The organism is Gordonia sp. VNK21, from assembly GCF_046098115.1.
Lineage (GTDB): Bacteria > Actinomycetota > Actinomycetes > Mycobacteriales > Mycobacteriaceae > Gordonia.
The window spans coordinates 1-20,142 of the sequence record NZ_JBJURU010000003.1 but is presented as its reverse complement, the minus strand read 5'-3'; the positions used below and the strand labels follow the sequence as shown (position 1 = coordinate 20,142).

The window sequence follows — 20,142 nt, the reverse complement described above, 5'->3', positions numbered from 1 at the left end:
CTCCGGCCCCGGACGCGGCGGCCGGGTGCGGGCCGTGCTGGATTCGGTGCGCCCTGCCTGCCGGACCGGGCTACTGGGGCTCGTAGCGCTCCGGCAGCTCCCGCATGGGTTCGGCGGCTGCGATCCGGGAGATGTTGCCGGACAGCACATCCCGGTAGATCTTCAGCTGCTCGTGACCGGCCCGCACCTGCTGCGAGAGTCGCCGGGTGTTGTCCTGGGACAGTTCCCGGTTCCCCGAGCGCGACAGCAGATCCTCGATCCGCGAGTCGATGGTGGCGGTGCGGTCGAACTCGTCGAGGATCCGCAGCTCGGTGCCGGCGGCTTCGACGGTGGCCGCCATTTCGGCGAAGGCCTCCACCCGGCCGATCAGTTCACTCCACACCGGGCGCAATGCCTGCTCACGCCGGTCGATCTGCTCGGCGAGGGCCGCATCGAAGCCGCCGGAGGCGCGAACCCGGTCCAGGTCCACTCGCAGCCCGCGCAGGGCCGCGATGTCGGCGGCGGTGTCGGCCAGCTCGCCGTGCAGATTCACCTGGGTGCGCTGCACCTCGAAGAAGTCCGATCGCCAGGCGCTGTTGCCGACGATGCGGTCGTAGAAGTGCCCGGCCAGGAAGGTCAGAGTCTCGTACCCGTCGAGGAAGGCCTCGCCGCCCTTGGGGGCACTGCCCGGCGACGGTGCGCCGAGCGCCTCATCGGCCCATTCCTGCACACTCCGGGCAGCGCCCCGACCGGCCACCTGGCCCACCAGGGTGGCCACCCGGTCGATCGCCGCCGAACCGGCCCGACGCGCCGAGCCGCCCGCCGGCAGATCGGCGACCGGAGTGGCCAGCAGCGCGGTGAAGAGCCGTTCGCGATCGTCGACGTCGAGATAGAGGTTCTCCCGGCGCTCCCGGCGGATGCCCCGGGTGCCGGTGGCGAAGACGCCCTTGCCGCCCACCACGGTCCGGCGGGCGTCCTCGCGCCGGCGGTGCATGCCGCTCAGCCGAGTGCGCAGCACCGCGGCCACCACGCCGGGCAGGTAGTCGCTGCCGAGCTGGTACTCGATGTGCAGAATCGCGTGCTGGAGCCGGCGCAGGTCCGGGTAGCTGTGCGAGAGCCGGGGCAGCGGGTAGCCGGCGGAGAGCCGCCGGACGATCAGGGCGCGGCCTGCCGGATCGAGGCGGCCGGAGGCGATGAGCAGGCAGGCGTCGTCGGTCAGGTCGGGCGGATCGCCGGGGATCCGCGACTGCCCCGTCCAGCGCCGGAGATCGTCGGCGGTGACCGGGGTGTTCGTCGCGCTCATGGCCCTATTCTACGTGCGCCGGCGACGGCGGATTCGCAGGTCAGCGGGCGGCCCGCTGCAGCCGGCGCTCCTTGTTGATGGTGCGCAGCACGCGCAGGCCGTCGCTGACCGCGTTGAGGTTGCTCCGGCCGTGGATACGGCGGCTTTCGAAGCTGCCCACCTCGCGGATCTTCTTGCCGGCCCGGATCATCCGCACGTTGATGATCGTCTCGATCTCGAAGCCGTCGCCCCACTGCGCCTCGGCGGCGGTGACGTCCGCCAGATCGAGCACCGGCAGGTTCTCCCGCCAGAAGGCGTTGTAGCCGTAGCAGAGGTCGGAGTATTCGGCGCGGAAGATCAGGTTGACCAGACTGTTGAGCGCCTTGTTGCCCAGCCGGCGCAGCGCGGTGATGTCCTCACTGTCGCCGCCGTGGCTGAACCGGCTGCCCTTGGCCAGGTCGGCCCCGTCGAGGAGGACGTCGACGAAGTCCTGGATCTCACCCGGGTCGGTGGAGCCGTCGGCGTCGATCATCACCACGATGTCGCAGGTGGCAGCGAGGAATCCACAGGCCAGCGCGTTGCCCTTGCCCGAGCGGGTCTGTTCGACGATCGTGGCCGACGGCCAGAGTTCGCGGGCCACCTCCACAGTGCCGTCGATGGAGTTGCCGTCCACCACGATGATCTCGTCGACGGCCGGCATCCGGGCCGCGACGTACGGCAGGTTGAGCGCCTCGTTCATCGTCGGGACCACCACCGAGACGGTGGCCAGGTCTCGCCCGACCGGCTGGCGCAGCGGTCCACTCGCACCGCCGGGGGCGGCGAACTCGGCTTCGAATTCGTTCATGTCGCCGGACCGGAGCTCATCGGCACGCGTGGGGTCGGACTCACCGTAGAGGTCGGTCACTGTGACATCGCTTTCTCTGCACTGCTCGGAACGCGCCTGACCTGGCAGATCGCTGCTCACCGCGTTCTGATCGGAGGCCCTGTATGACGGATTCGTACGCTACAGCCTAAGTTAGGCTAGCCAAACCTTAGGAGATTGATTGTGCCGACTCTCATATCGGACGGAGACACCCTCAGCACCTCGGTGGTGATCATCGGCGCGGGCCCGGCGGGCCTCTCGCTGGCCCACATGCTGGCCCTGCAGGGCGTGGACGCCCTGGTCCTGGAGAACCGCTCGGAGACTACGTCCGCCGCCGCGTCCGGGCCGGTGTCCTCGAGCACACTACCGTCGACGTCCTCGACGAACTCGGCGTGGGCGACCGCCTCCATCGGGAGGCCCTCCGGCACAACGGTTTCTACCTGCGCTTCTCCGAGCACACCCATCGACTCGACTTTCACGCCGATTCCGGCCGCAATGCCTTCGTCTACGGGCAGTCCGAGGTGGTCGCCGATCTGATCGACGCCCTCCCGGAGCGCGGCGAGCCGGTGATCTTCGAGGCGCTCGAGGTGACCGTCGACGACGTCATCGACGGCCGGCCGCGGGTCGAGTTCACCCACGAGGGCCGCCGGCGCACCGTCCTGGCCGACTTCGTCGCCGGCTGCGACGGCTTCCACGGGCCGTGCCGGGCCGTCGCCGAGAAGCATGTCACCACCATGGAGCGGTCCTACCCCTTCGCCTGGCTCGGCATCCTGGCGCATTCCAGGCCCGTCACCGAGGAGGGCATGTACTGCGCCCATCCGGACGGCCTGTCCGTGCACAGCATGCGCGGCCCCGCCCTGTCCCGGCAGTACCTGCAGGTGCCCGCCGACACCGACCTCGACGCCTGGACCGACGACCGGATCTGGGCCGAGCTGCGCCGGCGCAGCTTCGCCGTCGACGACGACGCCCTGCAGACCGGTGAGATCATCGAGCGCTCACTCGCGCCGCTGCGCAGCGTGGTCACCGAACCGATGCGCGTCGGCCGGCTCTTCCTGCTCGGCGATGCCGCGCACATCATGCCGCCGACCGGCGCCAAGGGCCTGAATCTGGCGGTCTCGGATGCCTGCGTCTTCGCCCACGCGGTGGCCGGCTTCTACGCCGAGGGCCGGACCGATCTGCTCGACACCTACTCGGAGCGGGCGCTGGCCAGGGTGTGGGCCGCCCAGGCGTTCTCCTGGGAGCTCACCTCGGTGCTGCACCGCTTCGACGACGGCGACTTCGGGCGCCGGCTGCGCCTGGCCCGGCTGCGGCGCTGGACCACCTCCGACGATGCGCGCCGGGCGCTCGGCGAGGTCTATCTCGGACTGCCGTTCCCCACCTCGTGGCGCTACGCCTGAGCCGGCCGGCTGCGCGACGGCGCTGTGACCGCCATCCCGAAGGTCCCGGCCAGCTGCGCGGTGGCCGCGCTCACCGTCAACGGCCGTTCCGTGCGCCGGTCGCCGTCGGCACTGATCAGCCGGTAGGCCACCGTCCGGCCCGCGGGGTCGATGCGGCCGGCCAGGGTGCGGCGTCCGGCCCGCGTCGGCAGGGTGCAGATCACCGAGCCGGTGAACCGCGACCGGGCCGCCGTGCTCTGCCAGCGGGCCATCTCGGCGAAACCGTCCGCCGGCACGGGTTCGGGATCGAGCCGATAGCGGGCCGGCCCCGAGGTCATCGTCCAGGTCTCCGGCAGGTCCGGGTCGAATCCGCCGAGGATCAGTTCACCGCTGAAGCCCACGTCGGCCAACTGCACCCGGCCCCCGCCGGCCGGGATGCCGACCGCGACGTGGCCGCGCGGCAGGCCGAAGCCCGCGCCCGGATCCACCCGCGCACCGTAGAGCCGGGCCGGCACCCCCAGCGCACCGAGTGCCAGCGCCAGCAGTCCGTTCACCTCGTAGCAGATTCCGCCGCGCCGGCCGTGGATCAGCCGGTCGACGAGCGCGGCCGGATCGGTGGTCACCACGCGGCCCCGGTGGATGTCGATGTTCTCGAAGGGAATCCGCCGATGCTGAGCCCGCGCGAGTGTGGCGACGGTCTCACCCCGATCGAGTCCGGAGAGCGTCGCCGCAGGCAGACCGATTCGTTTCAGATAGTCGTCGAGCGGGAACCCCACAGCCGGATTGTCGGACATAGGAGGATAGGCTACCCTCACAACCCGATAGGATTGGAGTCACCTCGATGACGTTCGCGCCACCCCGCAGCACCGCCCGGCTGACCGGCAAACACCTGCGGCTGCGCCGGATCTTCTCGGCACCGACCTCCCGCGCGCTGATCGTCCCCCTCGACCACTCGGTGACCGTCGGGCCCCTCGGCGACCACAACCACGCCGACCGCACGGCCGCCGTGCTCGCCGACGCCGGCGCGGACGCACTGGTGGTCCACAAAGGTCGGGCCCGCTACCTCGACTCCCGGCACTTCGACCGGATGAGCCTGATCGTGCACCTGTCGGCGGGCACCAACCTGTCGGTGGACTCCACCCGCAAGGTCCTCGTCGGCTCCGTGGAGGAATGTCTGAGCCTCGGCGCCGACGCGGTGAGCGTGCACGTGAACGTCGGCTCGCCCAGCGAGTCCGAACAGCTCACCGATCTCGGGGCGGTATCCGCCGAATGCGACCGCCTGGGGTGCCGCTGATGGCGATGATGTACCACCGCGCACTCGCCGATCTGCCCGAGCAGCCGTCCGCGGCCACGCTGTCCCATCTCGCGGCCATCGCCACCGATCTGGGTGCGGACCTGGTCAAACTCGACTACGCCGGTTCGACGGCGGCCATGAACGGGGTCGTCGACTCCTGCCCACTGCCGATCGTGGTGGCCGGGGGCGCCTACCGCGACGACGACTCGGCCATCGCGCTGGGTACCGAGGTCTCGGATTCGCGGGTCGCCGGACTCAGCTTCGGCCGGCACGTCTTCGGTGCGCAGGATCCGCGCCGGGTGGCCTCGACCCTGGCCGACCACCTGCATTCGGTGCCCGTGCCGCGCAGCCTCGAACTCGCCTGAATCGATCACCGCCGCCCCCCGGCCGCACGGGGCACGTCCCGGCCCGGGAGTGACGCGGAAGTGCTGCGGCCCAGGGCGATTCAGCGCAGGTCGATCTCTGCCACCACACCGTGGTGGTCGGAACCGGGGATCTCGACCCGGTAGAAGTCGACCGCTTCCGGCCCGCCCCGGGTCATCACCCGGTCCAGCGCCAGCATCGCCGGGAACCAGCGATTGGCCGGATAGGTCGCGATGATCCCGGCCCCGGTGTGCTCGGCCGCATCGGTGAGCCCCGGACCGCCGTCGGAGTCGCTGAGCAGATCCCGCAACTGCCGATGGTCGTAGGTGGAATTGAAGTCGCCGGCCGCGATCACCGGTCGGGTCTCGTCGTGCAGGATCTCCGAGAGCCGATCGAGTTCCATCGTCCACCGCCAGGCCGGCTCCGGATACGGCGGCAGCGGATGCAGCGCATAGACCGCGTACTCGCCGTGTCCGGGGATCTGCACGACGGCCCGGGCATTGGCCATCCGGAATCCGTCCAGCGCACCGGCGTCGGTCAGCGGGTACCGCGAGAACAGTCCTATCCCGGCACCGTGTTCGGCCGGCTTGACGAAGGTGTACGGCAGCTGTTCGGCGATGGCCGACGCCTCGATCCGGCTCAGCGCCGGATCGGTCAGCTCGGCGACGGTGAGGATGTCGACGTGTTTGTCGGCGACGGTCTTCGCGAGCGCATCGACGTCGGCCTGACCGAGATAGATGTTGGCCTGCATCACCGTCAGGTCACCGGTGCCGGGCTCACCCGATCCGATGTACAGCGGCGCCTGGCTGATCACCGAGACGACCACGAGCACGGCCCCGACCCCGGCCACCCACCAGCCGCGCACGGCCAGCGCCAGCAGCGTGCCGAGCAGCCCGATCCCCATCAGCACCGGCGCGAAGGCGCCGACCCGGGCCAGCCAGTTGCTCTCGAGCCAACTGTAGTGGGCGATGATGCCGGCTGCTCCGGCGGCCACCATCGCCCCGGAGATGATCAGCCCGCCCCGCCGCAGCGTCTGTGTCGCCATCACGCCCACGAGGGTATTAGGTCATCCTTAGCGGAACCCATGAGAGGGCTGCGGGGGCCGGCTCAGCGGCGGCCGCGCCGGGGCGGCCGGGAGCGACGCGGCGGCACCTCGCCGCGGGCGTGTCTCGCCGCCCGTCGGTCCGCCGCCTTCTGCCGGGCCGAACGCTTGGGCACCTCGGCGTCACGGCCGCGGGAGGAGCCGGGCCGCCGGCCCCGCACGATGCCGATGAACTCGTCGACCAGTTCCGTCGTGGGCTCGTTCCACAGCAGTCCCACCGTCGAGACCGGGCCGCCGGCCAGCGGCCGGTAGACGACGTCCCGGCGGTGGTGCAGCCGGGCCAGCGACTGCGGCACCACCAGCACCCCGGCACCGGCCGCCACCAACTCGACGGCATCGCCGGTCGTCGGCGGCCGGTAGTCGGCGACGGCGCCGGGCAGGACCGCGCCGAGCACGTCGTCGCCGGGCAGCAGGACGGTCTCATCGGCCAGGTCGGCCAGCGGAACCTCGTCGGCGACGGTGAACAGGTGCTCGGCCGGCACCACGACCACCGGAACCTCGTCGTAGAGCCGGATCAGCGCCAGCCCCAGACTCGCCGGCTCCGCCCCGGCCGGCGGACGGGCGAGCGCCGCGTCCACGTCGCCGTCGCGCACCCGTTCCAGCGCGGTGGCGGCGGTCATCTCCACGAGCGTCAGCGGCACGTCCGGCCGGCGCTGCCCCCAGATCCGCACCCACTTCCCGGGCATCACCCCGGGCACATAGCCGAGCCGGAAACCGCCGGGCACATCGTGGGACACGCGATAACAGTAAGGCACCGGTACCAGGTATCGGAGCACGGACGTTGCCCCCGTCACACTCGCGTTGCACAATCGGTGACAGACGGGACACCGTTCCCGTCCGGAACACCGCGGCAGCGGCCGGCGACGGCCGCCGTCGTCGGCATCCCCACCGCGCGGCGCCCTGCGTCCGCCCGACGAGACGAAGAGGCACGATGGCCGACGGCACGCCGCTCGCCCGCGTGCGGCACGCCTACGAGCAACTGCTCGCCGGCACCGCCCTGCCGGACGGGGTGGTGCGTGCGGTGGTCCGCGAATCGTGGCAGCGATCGCTGGGCCGCGGGATCAGCCCGGAGCAGGTCAGCGCCGACACCGGCCGGCCGATGTCCGACGACGACCTGGCCGCCTACCGTGCAGCGCATCCGCTCTCGCGGGTGCTGCCGCTGGTGCGCTCGCTGATCGTCGACGACATCGCCGACGCCGGGGTGGTGGTCACCGTGGCCGACGAGCACGGCCGGCTGCTGTGGATCGACGGCGACAGCCAGGCCCGCGACAAGGCGGCCGGCATCAACTTCGTCGAGGGTTCGGTGTGGAGTGAGGAGACGGTGGGCACCAACGCCCCGGGTTTGGCGCTGGCCGTCGACCAGAGCGTCCAGATCCGCGGTCCCGAACACTTCTCCGGGCCGGTGCAGCACTGGAACTGCGCCGCCGCACCGGTGCACGATCCGGCCACCGACCGGCTGCTCGGGGTGATCGACGTGACCGGCGGAAAGGCCGCCGCGGCACCCTTCGCACTCGCCGCGGTCCGCTCGGTGGTCGCCGCCGTCGAACGCGAACTGCAGTCCCGCGCGGTGGATCTGGCCGACCCGGAGGCCTTCGACCGGCCCGAGCCGGCCATCATCCTCAACCTGCTCGACGGGGCCGGACCCAACTGGTGTGCCCCCGGCGGGTCGCGCCGACCGCTGTCCCGGCGGCACGGCGAGATCCTGCTCCTGCTGCACAGCTACCCGGAGGGGCGCAGCACCGAGGAACTGGCGATGGCACTGTCCGAGGACGATCTGGATGCGGTCACCGTCCGCGCCGAGATCTCCCGGCTCCGCCGCGACCTGGGCGATGTGATCGCCGCCCGCCCCTACCGGCTGACCGTGCCGGTGGACTGCGACGTGACCCGGGTCGCCGCGATGATCGCCGACGGCGACACCGCCGGTGCGATCACCGCACTCGGCCGCGGCGGACTCCTCGCCGAATCGCTGGCTCCGGGCGTCGTCGAACTCTTCGAGGAGCTCCGGGAGGATCTGCGCTCGCAGCTGCTGGCGGCGGGCGATCCCTCCGGGCTCACCGCGTGGACGTCGTCGCCGCTGGGCCGGGACGACGGTCAGGCCTGGCGCCGGCTCGTCGACCGGCTGCCCGAGGGCGATCCGCAGCGTGCGGTCGCCGCCGGCCGGGCACGGCTGCTCGACCGCCGCTTCGGCCTGGGCTGACACCGGCCGCGACCGGGCCGTGAGGCCAGCTCGCCTCCCCGCGCACCGCATTGCAACGTGACTGCAACCACACCATCATTAGTGTGTGGTGCACCTCACCAACAGATGACATGGCGCGAAGGAGCGGACATGACGATCTACGCAAAGCCCGGCACCGACGGTTCGGTGATGAGCTACGAGTCCCGGTACGACAACTGGATCGGCGGCAAGTGGGTGCCGCCGGTCAAGGGCCAGTACTTCGAGAACCCGTCGCCGGTGGACGGCAAGACCTTCTGCGAAATCGCCCGGTCCACCGCCGAGGACATCGATCTGGCCCTCGACGCCGCCCACGCCGCGGCTCCGGCCTGGGGCAAGACCTCGGTGGCCGAGCGCGCCCAGGTGCTGCTGAACATCGCCGACCGCATCGAGGCCAACCTGGAGAAGGTGGCCGTCGCCGAGACCTGGGAGAACGGCAAGGCCGTCCGCGAGACGCTGGCCGCGGACATCCCCCTCGCGGTGGATCACTTCCGCTACTTCGCCGGCGCGCTGCGCGCCCAGGAGGGCGGCATCTCGCAGATCGACGAGGACACCGTCGCCTACCACTTCCACGAGCCGCTGGGCGTCGTCGGCCAGATCATCCCGTGGAACTTCCCGATTCTGATGGCCACCTGGAAGCTCGCCCCGGCCCTCGCCGCCGGCAATGCGATCGTCCTCAAGCCGGCCGAGCAGACCCCGGCGTCGATCCTGTACCTGATGAGCCTGATCGGCGACCTGCTGCCCGACGGCGTGATCAACGTCGTCAACGGCTTCGGCGTGGAGGCCGGCAAGCCGCTGGCCTCGTCCAACCGCATCCGCAAGATCGCCTTCACCGGTGAGACCACCACCGGCCGGCTGATCTCCCAGTACGCCTCGGAGAATCTGATCCCGGTGACGCTGGAGCTGGGCGGCAAGAGCCCGAACATCTTCTTCTCGGACGTGATGTCGGCCGACGACGGCTTCCTCGACCGCGCACTCGAGGGCTTCTCGATGTTCGCGCTCAACCAGGGCGAGGTGTGCACCTGCCCGAGCCGCGCACTGATCCAGGGCGAGATCTACGACGACTTCCTCGCCCGCGCCGTGGACCGGGTCAAGGCCATCAAGCAGGGCAACCCGCTCGACACCGAGACCATGATGGGTGCGCAGGCCTCCAACGACCAGTTCGAGAAGATCAAGTCGTATCTGGCCATCGGCAAAGACGAGGGCGCCAAGGTGCTCACCGGCGGCGAGGCGGTGGATCTCGGCGGCGACCTGTCCGGCGGCTACTACATCGCGCCGACGGTCTTCGAGGGCCGCAACGACATGCGGATCTTCCAGGAGGAGATCTTCGGACCGGTCCTGTCGGTGGCCAAGTTCTCCGACTACGACGAGGCCATGCGCATCGCCAACGACACCCTCTACGGCCTCGGAGCCGGCGTGTGGAGCCGCGACGGCGCCACCGCCTACCGTGCGGGCCGGGAGATCCAGGCCGGCCGGGTGTGGACCAACACCTACCACGACTACCCGGCGCACGCGGCCTTCGGCGGCTACAAGCAGTCCGGTATCGGCCGGGAGAACCACCTGATGATGCTCGAGCACTACCAGCAGACCAAGAACCTGCTGGTGGGCTACGCGCAGAATGCGAAGGGCTTCTTCTAGTCAGTCTCCGGCGCGGCGCCGGCTCCCGGCGCCGCGCCGGCTTCCATCTGCAAGGCCGGACGTGAGAGGGGAAGACGATGACCCAGCCGGAGACTCCCGAACGCGTGAGGGCGACCGATGCCGCCGTCGCCCTGCTGACCAAGCTGTCGGAATTGCATGGCGGACTGATGATGCATCAGTCCGGCGGCTGCTGCGACGGCTCGGCGCCGATGTGTTACCCGGTGGGCGACTACCGGGTGGGTCAGCGCGACGTGCTGCTGGGCGAGGTGGCCCTGCCCGATCCGCTGCCGGCCACCCGGGTGTGGATCGGCGGCGACCAGTTCGAGCTGTGGAAGCACACTCAGCTCATCCTGGACGTGGTGCCCGGCCGCGGTGCCGGCTTCTCGCTCGAAGCGCCCGAAGGCGTCCGTTTCCTGACCCGCTCACGCACCTTCAGCGATGAGGAGAACGCGCTCCTCGACGCGTCGCCGCCGCGGACCGGCGCCATGATCGACGACGAGTAGCCCTCCACCCGGCAGCCCTCCGCCCAGGGGTCCGGCCGAACGCATCCGCGCTCGGCCGGACCCTTGTTCACGCGGGTCCGCGCCGGGCCGCAGCGGCGAGGACTCAGATCCCGACCTGCGTCTCATTGAGGACGCCGGGACCGAGGGATCCGGTGCGGCCGCCCGCGGGCCGGCCGCTGCGCACCTCCCAGAAGGCCGCCACCTCGTCGAGGATGTCGCAGGCCTGGTTGAGCGTACTCAGGTGCGAGTCGCCGGGCAGGTGGTAGAGCTTGCCGTCGGGCAACAGACTCACCACGTGGGCGCCGTGCTCGAACGGGATGATGTTGTCGTCGTCGCCGTGCCACCAGCGCACCGGGACGGTCACGTCGCCGACCCGAAAGCCCCAGTCCGAGGCGAACGCGAGGACGTCGGTGACCGGCGCCTCCATCCGCCGGCTGCCGCCCGAGAGCAGGTCGTCGAGGAACATCGCCCGGAACTCCGGCCGGGCGAGCAGTTCCCGGTCGGCGTTGGGCGAGAGCTGCCCGTAGATCGTGATCGCCGGTTCGGCGATCGGCCGGGCCACCGACAGCAGCGAGCTCAGCATCCGCCCGAGCGGAACCCCGGCCACCCGCAGCATCGGCGCGAGCATGCTGCCCAGCGCCATCGCCCCGCCCTCGATGGCATCGGGACCGACGGTGGGCGCCACTCCGCCGAGGATGCCGGCGGCCACCACCCGGTCGGGGACGGCGTGCGCCACGGCCAGCGTGTACGGGCCGCCACCGGAAAGTCCGACGATGCCGAAGCGGCCGATGCCGAGGGTGTCGGCGATGGCCAGCAGATCGTCGGGGAACTCGGAGACCGCGCGATAGCGATAGGGCGTGGACGAGCCCACTCCGGGCCGGTCCACCCCGATCAGCCGGATCCCCCGGTTGGCCGCATGCACCCGCGCCTCGATCGGGATCTGCCGGCGGGCGCCGGGGGTGCCGTGCAGCCAGATGATCGACCGGCCGTTGGGGTCGCCGTACTCGGCGAATCCCATGCGGCGATCGATGCCGACGGCGACGGAGCCTTCGATCTGCGGGCGTTCGATCGACATCATGTCATCCAGGATGGCATGACCTGTATCACATCTGACACCCGGCTCGGTCAGACCGGCGGATGCCCGACGCCCACGGCCACGCGGTCAGGACTCGTCCAGGGCTCCCGACGCCCAGACCGCCGCCGCGATCTCCACGCGGTTGCGTGCTCCCAGCCGCCGCTGGATGCTCGCGAGATGCGTCTTGACGGTGCTCAGCGACAGGAACAGTTCGGCGGCCAGTTCGGCGTTGGTGTGCCCGCGCGCGAGCAGCGCCGCGATCTCCCGCTCGCGGACCGTCAGGGCCGCCAGCCGCGCCGTGGCCTCCGGATCGGCGGACCGGCCCCGCCGTGAACGCGCCAGCAGGTCCACGGTCACCTCCGGGGAGATCAGCGAGTCGCCGGCGGCCGCCGCCCGCACCGCCGCCACCAGCAGCGATGGCCCGGAGTCCTTCAGCAGAAAACCCGAGGCGCCGGAGTCGAGCGCCTCGTCCACATAGTCCGGGTCGCCGAAGGTCGTCACGATCACCACCGCGGTGTCCGGCAGCGCGCTGGTGACCCGACGGCACACCTGCAGACCGTCGAGTCTGGGCATCCGGATGTCGAGCAGGGCGACGTCGGGGCGCAGCCGGTCGATCAGCGCCGCGGCCTCGGCGCCGTCCCCGGCCTGCCCGATCACCTCGATGCCGTCTTCGGCGCCGAGGATCATGGCGAAGCCGATCCGCACCATCTCCTGGTCGTCGGCCAGCACCACCCGGATCGTCATCGTCGTGTCCCTTCCGGCACCGGCAGCATCGCCCGCACCCGCCAGCGGTCGCCGTCGGCCCCGATCTCCGCAGTGCCGCCCACCGCGGCGGCCCGCTCGGCCATGCCGCGCACCCCGCTGCCCGAGCCCGGCCCGGCGCCGACGGACTGCTCCGGGCCGTCGGCCAGCGGATTGCTCACCTCGACCACCAGGACCGCGCCGTCGCGGCGGACCCCCACGGATACCTCCGCGGCAGACGCGGCATGACGCCGGACGTTGGTCAGCGACTCCGAGAGGATCCGGTGGGCGGCCAGATACACCACACCCGGGACGTCGGCCCCGAGATCGTCGTCGATCGCGACCCGCACCGGCGCCGGCGAGCTGTCTGCGAAGGTGTCGACCAGATCGGCGAGGCTCGCGGCATCGGTGCCCGAGGGTGTCAGGGCCGGCCCGCCGGCCGTGGAATCGCGCAGCACCTCGACCATCGACCGGATATCGGCCAGCGCCCGCGCCGCACTCGCACCGATGCGATCGAGCAGATCGATGTCACTGCGGCCCACGGCCAGCCCGGCCTGGGTCAGCACCGCGATGCCGGCGACCTCGTGCGCCACCCGGTCGTGCAGCTCGTGAGCCATGGCGGTCCGTTCGCTTTCACGCACGCGGGCGGCCACGGCGCGCAGCCGGTCGTTCTCCCGTCGCGAGCGGTTGCCCAGATACACGGCCACCGCCAGCGCCGCTCCCACCGGCACCAGGTAGGCCGACAGACCGGGTTCGTCGACGGCGGCCGGCAGCAGGGAGCCGAACGCGAAAGCGGCCGCCGCGCCGATCACCGCGCCGTCGGCGACGGTGCGGGCACCCGATGCGGCGCCGTGCACGGCGAACACCAGGAGCCAGACACCGCCGACCGGCCACACCGGACCGCCGTGCCACCCGCCGAGCGCCGGCAGCAGGGCGCCGGTCAGGCAGGCTGCGGCAAAGATCAGCAGACCGGCGGCGGTGACCCGCCGGCTGCTGCGGAGGACCCCGGCGCAGGCGAGGGCGCCGCCCGCAAGACCCAGCACCTGCACGATCACCGCGCCGGTCACCGGCAGCGCCCCGAAGCCACGGTAGGTCTCCACTCCGGCCACCGCCAGCAGCAACGCCGGCAGGCCGGCGGCGAACTGTCGCCACCGGCCGTCGGCCGTCTCCGGGTTCGCCGCCGCGGTCACACCGAGGATTCTACGGTCCGCAGGTCGGCCTCCCGGGCACTCGCCGGGCGCCGGTGCGCGCCACGGCGCAGCGGGGGAAGCGACCACCAGGTGACGGCCCGCAGCAGCCATTCGAGCGGACCACCGGTGAAGTGGCGCAGCCACCAGGCGGCCAGCAGCGCCTGCACGGCCAGCACCGCGACCGCGATGCCGAGCACCCGCCACACCGTGTCGTCGCCGGTGAAGTCGACGCTGTGGGCCAGCCCCGCGAAGACCACGCTGGCGCTGACGTAGCAGGTCAGAGCCGCACGGCCGAGCGCGGTGAAGCAGGCCGAGAGTACGGCGCGGGCCGGCGCCCACTGCCAGGCCAGGGACGCGGCCAGCACGTAGACCACGGCCGTCGCCAGCCCCGCCCGGGCCCCCTCGATCACGAACCTCGGATCGCCGCCGCCGGCGGAGACCTGTGCGGCGATCGCGAGCGCGGCCACCGGAAGTGCCGCGGCCAGTGCCCAGGCGACCGGCCGGCCGCGGCGCTCGAGGAGCGCCGGAACACCCAGGCCCGCACAGCCCAGACCGATCAGCATGAGACCGGGCAACGATTCGACGCCGCCGTTGAAGAGACCGAAGGACACCGCCGTCGCCACCAGCCCCAGCGTCAGCGAGAGCCACGGCGCCGCCCACAGGGCGAACGGAATCAGCAGCAGACCGACCACCGCGTACTCCCGCAGGATGTCGCCGCTGAAGGCCAGCGAATGCAGCAGCCCGATGGCGCCGAGGCCGGCCATCCGGAGCACCAGCGCCGGTCCCGGCCGCCGGCCGCGCCGCCGGGCGCCGTCGACCATCAGCCACATGGTGACGCCGAAGAGCACGGCGAAGATCGGCACCAGTCGAGATTGCACCGTCAGATCGAGCAGGGTGCGGCCGGCCGGCGGCTGCGCCGGGTGGGCACTGCCGAGCCGGACCAGATCGGGAGCGTTGACCAGCAGGATCCCGGCGATCGCCAGCCCGCGCAGGACATCGAGGAAGTGGAATCTGTTGTTGTTCATGGTTTCAGCCTGGCCGGGGTCGGGCCTGCTCCGGATCGACCGAAAGGATGACCCGGCGCGCACCGCCTGAACCTTCCGGCTGATTCCGTCCAGGCGAGTGCGCGGTTAGCGTGGTCCACGAAATCGGCGTCCTGGCCGGCCCCGGCCGGGACGCCGCGGCCTGAACCACGAAGGAGCGGACACCATGACGATCGCGACCATCTGCTTCGCCCTGCTGGCCGCGGCGGCCTGGGCGATCAGTATCCGGCGGATCGTCGTCGAGCCGCGACAGACCGGGCACGGCCTGGCCCTGCTCGGTTCGCTGACGCTCACCTGGATCTTCCTGGTGCTGCTGATCGGCGCCACGATCCACGACGACGAGTGGAGCAGCCTCACCGTGCTCGCTCCGATCGCCCTCGGCCTGCTGGTGCTGCTGCTCGCCGGGCTGGCGCTGCTCGCCAATTCGGTGGTCGTGGTGCGGCGGGAGGGACTCCGGGTGGCGACTCTGGTCCCGGCGGTGTTCGGCCTGTTCCTCCTCATCGTGCTGGTGGCTACCGTCGTCACCGCGGTGGTGCTGGTGCAGACCGAGTCGGCGTGGCAGATCGCAGTACTCATCCCGCTGGTGGTGATCCCCATCGCGATGATCGTCGTGGCGCTGGCCGGTTACACCGGCTACGCCGCCCTGTACGGTCGCCGCCGGCCGCCGGCCCACACCGACGCGGTGGTGGTGCTCGGTGCGGGACTCTCCGGCGAAGACCTCACCCCGCTGCTCGCCGCGCGCGTCGACCGCGGCATCGAGGTGTCCGCCTCCGCCGTCACCGCGGACGGCCGGCCGCCGCTGCTGGTGCTGTCCGGCGGCAAGGGCAGCGACGAGGTGATCTCCGAGGCCGAGGCCATGCGCCGGTACGCCCTCGCGCACGGGGTGCCGGCCGAGCGCCTGGTGCTCGAGGACACCTCGACGACCACCGAGGAGAACCTGCGCAATACGCGTGCGGTGCTCGCCGAGCGTGGCCTGACCGATCCCGAGCTGACCGTGGTGACCAGCAACTTCCACACTCTGCGCAGCAGCTCACTGACCCGGCGCCTGGGCCTGCGCGCGTCCGTCGTCGGCGCCGCCACCGCGCGCTACTACGTCCCGGCGGCCTTCCTGCGCGAGTTCACCGCCTGCCTGGTGCACTACCGCCGGGCCAACCTGCTGTGCTGGCTGGGCGCGTCCACCGCGGTGTGGGCGGTGCTGGGCCTGGCGCTGTACCTGGGCAGCCGGCAGACCGAGGTGGTCGACGCCTTCCTGCGCTGAGCCCGGTGCACGCCGAGCCGGTCAATCGCGATGCGCCCGGTAGGCGGCCCGGCTGATCGTCTCGATGATCTGCGGGAAGGTCGGAGCGCTCGAGTCGACGATGCCGCTGTGGCCGACGCCCGGGAACTTCACCAGGGCGCCCGTGCCACCGGCCCTGTGCACCGCCTGCACATAGGTCTCCGCCATCGCCGGCGGCACCACGGTGTCATCGGTACCGGTCATCGCGATGATCGGCATGTCCGGGTCGATGTTCTCGATCGGACTCACCGAGGCGTAGTGGCCGGGCACCTGATCTGGGGTGCCACCCATCACCTTCGGCACCCGCGGGTTGCCGTTGCGCACCGCCCGGCGCAGATCCAGGGTGCCGGCCAGCGAGATCGCATAGACCGGCCGGAACTCGGGCTTGGCGCCGATCTCGTCGTCCTCGAGGTTGTGCCGGGTGCCGGACCACATGGCCAGCTGACCGCCGGCCGAGTGCCCCACCACCACCGCGTCGTCGAGGGAGATCATCGGCACCGCGGCCTGCACATGCGGCACGTAGTCCATCGCGGCGGCCACGTCTTTGAAGGTGGTGGGCCAACCGCCGCCGGCACCCACCCGGCGGTACTCGAGGTTGTAGACGGCCAGTCCGCGTTCGGCCAGCCGACGGGCCAGCGCCGTGAAGACGTCGGCACCCAGCGTGGACTCCCAGCCGCCGCCGTGCACCAGCACCACCAGCGGCACGCTGTCCGGCTCGTGCTCGCCGGGCGGCAGATAGACGTCGGCCCAGTTCTGCCGGTCGTCGCGGTCGCCGGTGGTGGTGGGATACTGGTAGCGCTCGATGCTCACATCCGAATACGCCTCGATCTTGGCCAGCTCGGCGGCGGCCACACCGCGATCGCCCGGGGTGGCGGGCTCGATCGACTCACCGCAGCCGGTCAGGCCGGTCAGCAGCGCGCCGACGACGAGCACGGCGCCGAGGCGGCCGGCGGCACTCACCGGCCTGGTCCGCCGGCGGCTCACTGGGTCGCTCCGTTGATCACCGAGTCGTCGATCAACTCGTCCGACAGCCCCCAGTCCGCCGCGATCGCGGCGAGCCGGCCGTCGTCGATCAGCTTCTGCACCGCCGCCCGCAGCACCGGTCCGAGATCCGATCCCCGGGCCACCGGCAGACCGTAGGGCTGCGAGTCGAAGCCGCGGCCGGCGTCGGCGAGTCTGCCGTCCGAGTCGCGGACGTCCACGGCGGCCACCGCGGCGTCCGCGGACACCGCGTCCACTTTGCGGTCGTAGAGCAGCCGCCGGGCGCCGTCCTGGTCGGCGGCGGCGACGATGGTGATCGGCTTGTCGCCGACGGTCTCGCAGGCCTTGCTCTTGGCCGGCAGTTCGACGGTGGCCTGCAGGTTGCCGGACGCGGCCGCCACCCTCCGGCCACAGGCGTTGTTCGGGTCCACGTCCTCGCCGGCGCGCTGGATCCACTGCGTGCCGCCGCGCAGATAGGTCACCATGTCGACGGTCTTCTGCCGGGCGAGCGTATCGAAGATGCCGTCCATGCCCACGTCGAAGCGCCCTGCGGCGATGCCGGGCAGGATCTGGTCGAAGGGCACCAGCTTCACCTCCAGCTCCAGGTCGAGCAGATCGGCGATCGCGGTCATCAGCTCCACGTCGAAGCCGGTGAGCGTGCCCTGCTCGTCGGCGTAGACCATCGGGGCGTAGTGCGAGCCGGTGGCCACGACCAGCCGTCCGGCGGACCGGATCGCCGACGGCACCTGCTCGGCCAGTGCGGGGTCGGCCCCCGCGGTCGCGCTGATCCCCGAGACCGGCGGCGACGACCCGGTGGCGCGCGGGGCCGGGTCACCGGTGCCGCAGGCCGCCGTCAGCATCGTCAGCGCGGCGACCGCTGCGACGACCGCAGCCGTCGATCGCGGGCGGCGGGCACGTCCGATGGTCACATCCGCTGAGCCTAGTGCCCGGTGAGGTCCGGCGCCGCCGGGCCCTCGTGAACCCGCAGCGCCCGCTCACTCGAACTGGGCAGGCGGTAACACGCACTCCTTAGCGTCGATCCGCGAACCAACCAGCGTCACCGACTACCGCCGCGAGGAGTCCCCCGCAATGACCTATGTCAAACCACCCGAGCTGGCCGTGTCGATGATCGAGGCCGGCGCCGCCAAGATCGTCGTCTCCACCCGGGACACCCTCATCCGCGCCTTCATGGCCTCGGCTCTGCTGACCCTCTCAGCGGCTTTCGCGGTCAAGGTGACCGTCGAGACCGGGAGTCCGCTGGTCGGCGCGATCCTCTTCCCGGTGGGCTTCGTGCTGTTGTATCTGCTGGGCTACGACCTGCTCACCGGCATCTTCGTGCTCACCCCGCTGGCACTGCTCGCCCGCAGACCCGGGGTCACCTTCGGCCGGGTGATGCGGACCTGGGGGCTGGTCTTCCTCGGCAATCTCGCGGGCGCACTGACCGTCGCCCTGCTGGTGACCACCTACGTCACCTACGGTTTCAGCAGCCCGATCAGCGATCCCGGCAACCAGTTCGCAGAGTTCGGCGCCAAGCTCGCCGCCATCGGCCACGACCGCACCGTGGGCTATCAGGAGCACGGGCTGGGCGGCTGGATCGCCGTCTTCGTGCGCGGCATGCTGTGCAACTGGATGGTCTCCACCGGCGTGATCGGCGCGATGATCGCCAAGGACGTGCTCGGCAAGATCGTGGTCATGTGGCTGCCGGTGATGCTGTTCTTCGCCATGGGCTTCGAGCACTCGGTGGTCAACATGTTCCTGTTCCCGATCGGCCTGATGCTCGGCGCCGAGTTCACCGTCACCGACTACGTGCTGTGGAACGAGCTGCCGGTGGTGCTCGGCAACCTGGTGGGCGGGCTGCTCTTCACCGGCCTGGCCATCTACCTGACGCACTACCGTCCGGCCCCCAAGCGTGTGATCGCCGAGCCGGCCGCCGCCGATTCCGGGCCCGATGCCGACTCCGGTCCCGCCACCGGCGACATCGAGCTGCCGGCGGCCCCGGCCGCGGCGACCACCGGTTCTGCGGTATCCGGATCGGCCGTGCCCGGTGCCGCGACACTCACCGGGGAGACGGACGCGGCCCGGCACACCTGACCGAGCCGCCGATCCGGCCGCGGCGCCCGGGAGACTGGGGCCGGGAGGCTGGGGGCCGGGAGGCTGGGGGCCGGAGGCTGAAGGCCGGTCCCGCTGAGGCGGGACCGGCCCGCGGTCAGTCCTTCTTCCGGGTGCCGGGCAGTACGCCCGCGTCGATCACCGCTTTGACGTACGGACGCATGCGGCTGACCAGTTCGCCGGCCTCCGGTGCCGACCACACCGGTTCGGTGAGGGCATCGGTGGCGGCTTCGATGTCGTCGTAGAGCGCCGCCCCCTCCGCGGTGAGCCGGTGGCCGTCGCCGGTGCGCTCGACCAGCGAGCGGGCGGCGAGCCGATCGATCGCCGCCTCCCAGTCCGATTCCTGCCAGCCCCGGGTCAGCAGGGTCATCCGGCGGCCCATGAGGCGGCGTCTGATCGACGGATCGGGATGCTCGGCCTCGTGGAAGACCGAGGCCTCGATCCCGTCGATCCCGTGCTGGACCAGCAGCGTGATGTGATTGTCCCCGCGCCATTCGCGCAGCACCGCGATCCGGTTCCACAGTGCCGGCAGCGGCTCGTCCGGGATCGGTGCCGCCGCCCAGCCGGCCGCGAGCGGCCGCCCGCCCAGGGGAATACCGTCCGCGAGTGCGCCGAAACCCGTTGCCAGCTCGGCGATCTCGTCGGAGTCGGCACGCTCGCCGAGAATCGCGCGCAGCTGCTCGTCGAGCATCCGGTAGCGCCGCTGCGCGACGGTGCCGAGCCCGGCGGCCCGGGCACGCGCCCAGGCGCCGTCGATGAGCTGCGGGGAGAAGTTGTAGAAGGCGGAGGTGACCACCGCGGCGGCGCAGTCGCCGAGCGGGGCGCCGCGCGCACCGACATAGAAGGCGTGCGGGTCCAGTCCGGTGTCGGCTGCGGCCTCCCCCACGCCGGGATTGAAGTAGGCCAGCACGTGGAAGGGTTCGAGGGTCTCGTACGCGGTTCTCGCGGCAGTCATGCCTTCACCCTGCGGGGACGAGGGGACCGGTGTCAACGCCGCCGGTCGGCGTTCGGCCGAATGACAGGCTCCCCGCCGGGCGTGGCCGGGTTGGTTACGATGACCGCGATCGCGTGCGGACCGGGCTCCGGCCTGCACGAACGATGAAGGCTAGAGAGCCG

General features: G+C 71.5%; 17 protein-coding genes and 2 pseudogenes. 7 read left to right on the top strand and 12 right to left on the bottom strand.

Going from position 1 to position 20,142, the window contains the following annotated elements; genetic code table 11:
• Positions 1-70 precede the first annotated feature (70 nt).
• Positions 71-1,282, bottom strand: a complete 1,212-nt coding sequence (locus ACJMNC_RS04700; RefSeq protein ID WP_408946793.1) for a hypothetical protein — start codon at positions 1,280-1,282, stop codon at positions 71-73.
• A 40-nt stretch (positions 1,283-1,322) separates the two neighbouring features.
• Complete coding sequence (locus tag ACJMNC_RS04695; protein ID WP_408946792.1) at positions 1,323-2,105, bottom strand: glycosyltransferase family 2 protein; 783 nt, start codon at positions 2,103-2,105, stop codon at positions 1,323-1,325.
• A 288-nt stretch (positions 2,106-2,393) separates the two neighbouring features.
• Here ACJMNC_RS04695 and ACJMNC_RS04690 point away from each other — a divergent pair.
• Positions 2,394-3,520 (top strand): annotated as a pseudogene (locus tag ACJMNC_RS04690) (4-hydroxybenzoate 3-monooxygenase).
• Here the strand turns inward: ACJMNC_RS04690 and ACJMNC_RS04685 are convergent.
• On the bottom strand, positions 3,511-4,293 hold the full coding sequence (locus ACJMNC_RS04685) for an arylamine N-acetyltransferase family protein (RefSeq protein WP_408946791.1): 783 nt from the start codon (positions 4,291-4,293) through the stop codon (positions 3,511-3,513). The pseudogene ACJMNC_RS04690 and the gene ACJMNC_RS04685 overlap by 10 nt on opposite strands.
• A 47-nt stretch (positions 4,294-4,340) precedes the next feature.
• On the opposite strand from ACJMNC_RS04685, the pseudogene ACJMNC_RS04680 reads away from it, so the two are divergent.
• Positions 4,341-5,158, top strand: a pseudogene (locus tag ACJMNC_RS04680) (2-amino-3,7-dideoxy-D-threo-hept-6-ulosonate synthase).
• 80 nt (positions 5,159-5,238) lie between these two features.
• Here ACJMNC_RS04680 and ACJMNC_RS04675 read toward each other — a convergent pair.
• Together ACJMNC_RS04675 and ACJMNC_RS04670 are read right to left on the bottom strand one after the other, a co-directional pair.
• A complete protein-coding gene (locus tag ACJMNC_RS04675) occupies positions 5,239-6,201 on the bottom strand; it encodes an endonuclease/exonuclease/phosphatase family protein (protein WP_408946983.1) in 963 nt (320 codons plus the stop codon).
• A 62-nt stretch (positions 6,202-6,263) separates the two neighbouring features.
• Complete coding sequence (locus ACJMNC_RS04670; RefSeq protein ID WP_408946982.1) at positions 6,264-6,944, bottom strand: LysR substrate-binding domain-containing protein; 681 nt, start codon at positions 6,942-6,944, stop codon at positions 6,264-6,266.
• 245 nt (positions 6,945-7,189) lie between these two features.
• On the opposite strand from ACJMNC_RS04670, the gene ACJMNC_RS04665 reads away from it, so the two are divergent.
• From ACJMNC_RS04665 to ACJMNC_RS04655, 3 genes are all read left to right on the top strand, one after another.
• Entirely contained in the window at positions 7,190-8,455 is a 1,266-nt protein-coding gene (locus ACJMNC_RS04665; RefSeq protein ID WP_408946790.1) for a transcriptional regulator, read from the top strand.
• 129 nt (positions 8,456-8,584) lie between these two features.
• Complete coding sequence (locus ACJMNC_RS04660) at positions 8,585-10,108, top strand: aldehyde dehydrogenase family protein (protein WP_408946789.1); 1,524 nt, start codon at positions 8,585-8,587, stop codon at positions 10,106-10,108.
• Between the two features lie 77 nt (positions 10,109-10,185).
• Complete coding sequence (locus ACJMNC_RS04655) at positions 10,186-10,611, top strand: DUF779 domain-containing protein (protein WP_408946788.1); 426 nt, start codon at positions 10,186-10,188, stop codon at positions 10,609-10,611.
• A gap of 103 nt (positions 10,612-10,714) precedes the next feature.
• Here the strand turns inward: ACJMNC_RS04655 and ACJMNC_RS04650 are convergent, their stop codons facing one another.
• The 4 genes from ACJMNC_RS04650 to ACJMNC_RS04635 form a co-directional block, all read right to left on the bottom strand.
• Positions 10,715-11,689, bottom strand: coding sequence for an alpha/beta fold hydrolase (locus ACJMNC_RS04650; protein WP_408946787.1), 975 nt, complete (start codon positions 11,687-11,689; stop codon positions 10,715-10,717).
• Between the two features lie 84 nt (positions 11,690-11,773).
• Positions 11,774-12,430, bottom strand: coding sequence for a response regulator (locus ACJMNC_RS04645; protein ID WP_408946786.1), 657 nt, complete (start codon positions 12,428-12,430; stop codon positions 11,774-11,776).
• Positions 12,427-13,617, bottom strand: a complete 1,191-nt coding sequence (locus ACJMNC_RS04640; RefSeq protein WP_408946785.1) for a sensor histidine kinase — start codon at positions 13,615-13,617, stop codon at positions 12,427-12,429. The genes ACJMNC_RS04645 and ACJMNC_RS04640 overlap by 4 nt, the downstream gene beginning before the upstream one ends.
• Positions 13,614-14,642: a DUF418 domain-containing protein gene (locus ACJMNC_RS04635; protein ID WP_408946784.1), complete on the bottom strand. Its 1,029-nt coding sequence runs from the start codon at positions 14,640-14,642 to the stop codon at positions 13,614-13,616. The genes ACJMNC_RS04640 and ACJMNC_RS04635 overlap by 4 nt, the downstream gene beginning before the upstream one ends.
• 184 nt (positions 14,643-14,826) lie before the next feature.
• Here ACJMNC_RS04635 and ACJMNC_RS04630 point away from each other — a divergent pair, with 184 nt between their 5' ends.
• Positions 14,827-15,918, top strand: coding sequence for a YdcF family protein (locus ACJMNC_RS04630; protein WP_408946783.1), 1,092 nt, complete (start codon positions 14,827-14,829; stop codon positions 15,916-15,918).
• Positions 15,919-15,939: 21 nt separating this feature from the next.
• On the opposite strand, the gene ACJMNC_RS04625 is transcribed toward ACJMNC_RS04630, so the two are convergent.
• Positions 15,940-16,896 carry an alpha/beta hydrolase family protein gene (locus ACJMNC_RS04625; protein WP_408946782.1) on the bottom strand — a complete coding sequence of 319 codons (957 nt, stop codon included), beginning with the start codon at positions 16,894-16,896 and terminating at the stop codon, positions 15,940-15,942.
• Between the two features lie 20 nt (positions 16,897-16,916).
• Positions 16,917-17,846 (bottom strand): transporter substrate-binding domain-containing protein, encoded by a 930-nt coding sequence (locus ACJMNC_RS04620; RefSeq protein WP_408946781.1) that lies wholly within the window; start codon positions 17,844-17,846, stop codon positions 16,917-16,919.
• 160 nt (positions 17,847-18,006) lie between these two features.
• Between ACJMNC_RS04620 and ACJMNC_RS04615 the strand changes: the two genes are divergently transcribed.
• Complete coding sequence (locus ACJMNC_RS04615) at positions 18,007-19,008, top strand: formate/nitrite transporter family protein (protein WP_408946780.1); 1,002 nt, start codon at positions 18,007-18,009, stop codon at positions 19,006-19,008.
• Between the two features lie 115 nt (positions 19,009-19,123).
• Here ACJMNC_RS04615 and ACJMNC_RS04610 read toward each other — a convergent pair whose 3' ends face one another.
• Positions 19,124-19,981, bottom strand: coding sequence for an SCO6745 family protein (locus ACJMNC_RS04610; RefSeq protein WP_408946779.1), 858 nt, complete (start codon positions 19,979-19,981; stop codon positions 19,124-19,126).
• Positions 19,982-20,142 lie beyond the last annotated feature (161 nt).

What these genes read in the sequence shown, in the direction of transcription:
- ACJMNC_RS04700 (WP_408946793.1), bottom strand. Translation starts at nt 1,282, where the DNA reads ATGAGCGCGACGAACACCCCGGTCACCGCCGACGATCTCCGGCGCTGG.
- ACJMNC_RS04695 (WP_408946792.1), bottom strand. Translation starts at nt 2,105, where the DNA reads ATGAACGAATTCGAAGCCGAGTTCGCCGCCCCCGGCGGTGCGAGTGGA.
- ACJMNC_RS04685 (WP_408946791.1), bottom strand. Translation starts at nt 4,293, where the DNA reads ATGTCCGACAATCCGGCTGTGGGGTTCCCGCTCGACGACTATCTGAAA.
- ACJMNC_RS04675 (WP_408946983.1), bottom strand. Translation starts at nt 6,201, where the DNA reads ATGGCGACACAGACGCTGCGGCGGGGCGGGCTGATCATCTCCGGGGCG.
- ACJMNC_RS04670 (WP_408946982.1), bottom strand. Translation starts at nt 6,944, where the DNA reads ATGCCCGGGAAGTGGGTGCGGATCTGGGGGCAGCGCCGGCCGGACGTG.
- ACJMNC_RS04665 (WP_408946790.1), top strand. Translation starts at nt 7,190, where the DNA reads ATGGCCGACGGCACGCCGCTCGCCCGCGTGCGGCACGCCTACGAGCAA.
- ACJMNC_RS04660 (WP_408946789.1), top strand. Translation starts at nt 8,585, where the DNA reads ATGACGATCTACGCAAAGCCCGGCACCGACGGTTCGGTGATGAGCTAC.
- ACJMNC_RS04655 (WP_408946788.1), top strand. Translation starts at nt 10,186, where the DNA reads ATGACCCAGCCGGAGACTCCCGAACGCGTGAGGGCGACCGATGCCGCC.
- ACJMNC_RS04650 (WP_408946787.1), bottom strand. Translation starts at nt 11,689, where the DNA reads ATGATGTCGATCGAACGCCCGCAGATCGAAGGCTCCGTCGCCGTCGGC.
- ACJMNC_RS04645 (WP_408946786.1), bottom strand. Translation starts at nt 12,430, where the DNA reads ATGACGATCCGGGTGGTGCTGGCCGACGACCAGGAGATGGTGCGGATC.
- ACJMNC_RS04635 (WP_408946784.1), bottom strand. Translation starts at nt 14,642, where the DNA reads ATGAACAACAACAGATTCCACTTCCTCGATGTCCTGCGCGGGCTGGCG.
- ACJMNC_RS04630 (WP_408946783.1), top strand. Translation starts at nt 14,827, where the DNA reads ATGACGATCGCGACCATCTGCTTCGCCCTGCTGGCCGCGGCGGCCTGG.
- ACJMNC_RS04615 (WP_408946780.1), top strand. Translation starts at nt 18,007, where the DNA reads ATGACCTATGTCAAACCACCCGAGCTGGCCGTGTCGATGATCGAGGCC.
- ACJMNC_RS04610 (WP_408946779.1), bottom strand. Translation starts at nt 19,981, where the DNA reads ATGACTGCCGCGAGAACCGCGTACGAGACCCTCGAACCCTTCCACGTG.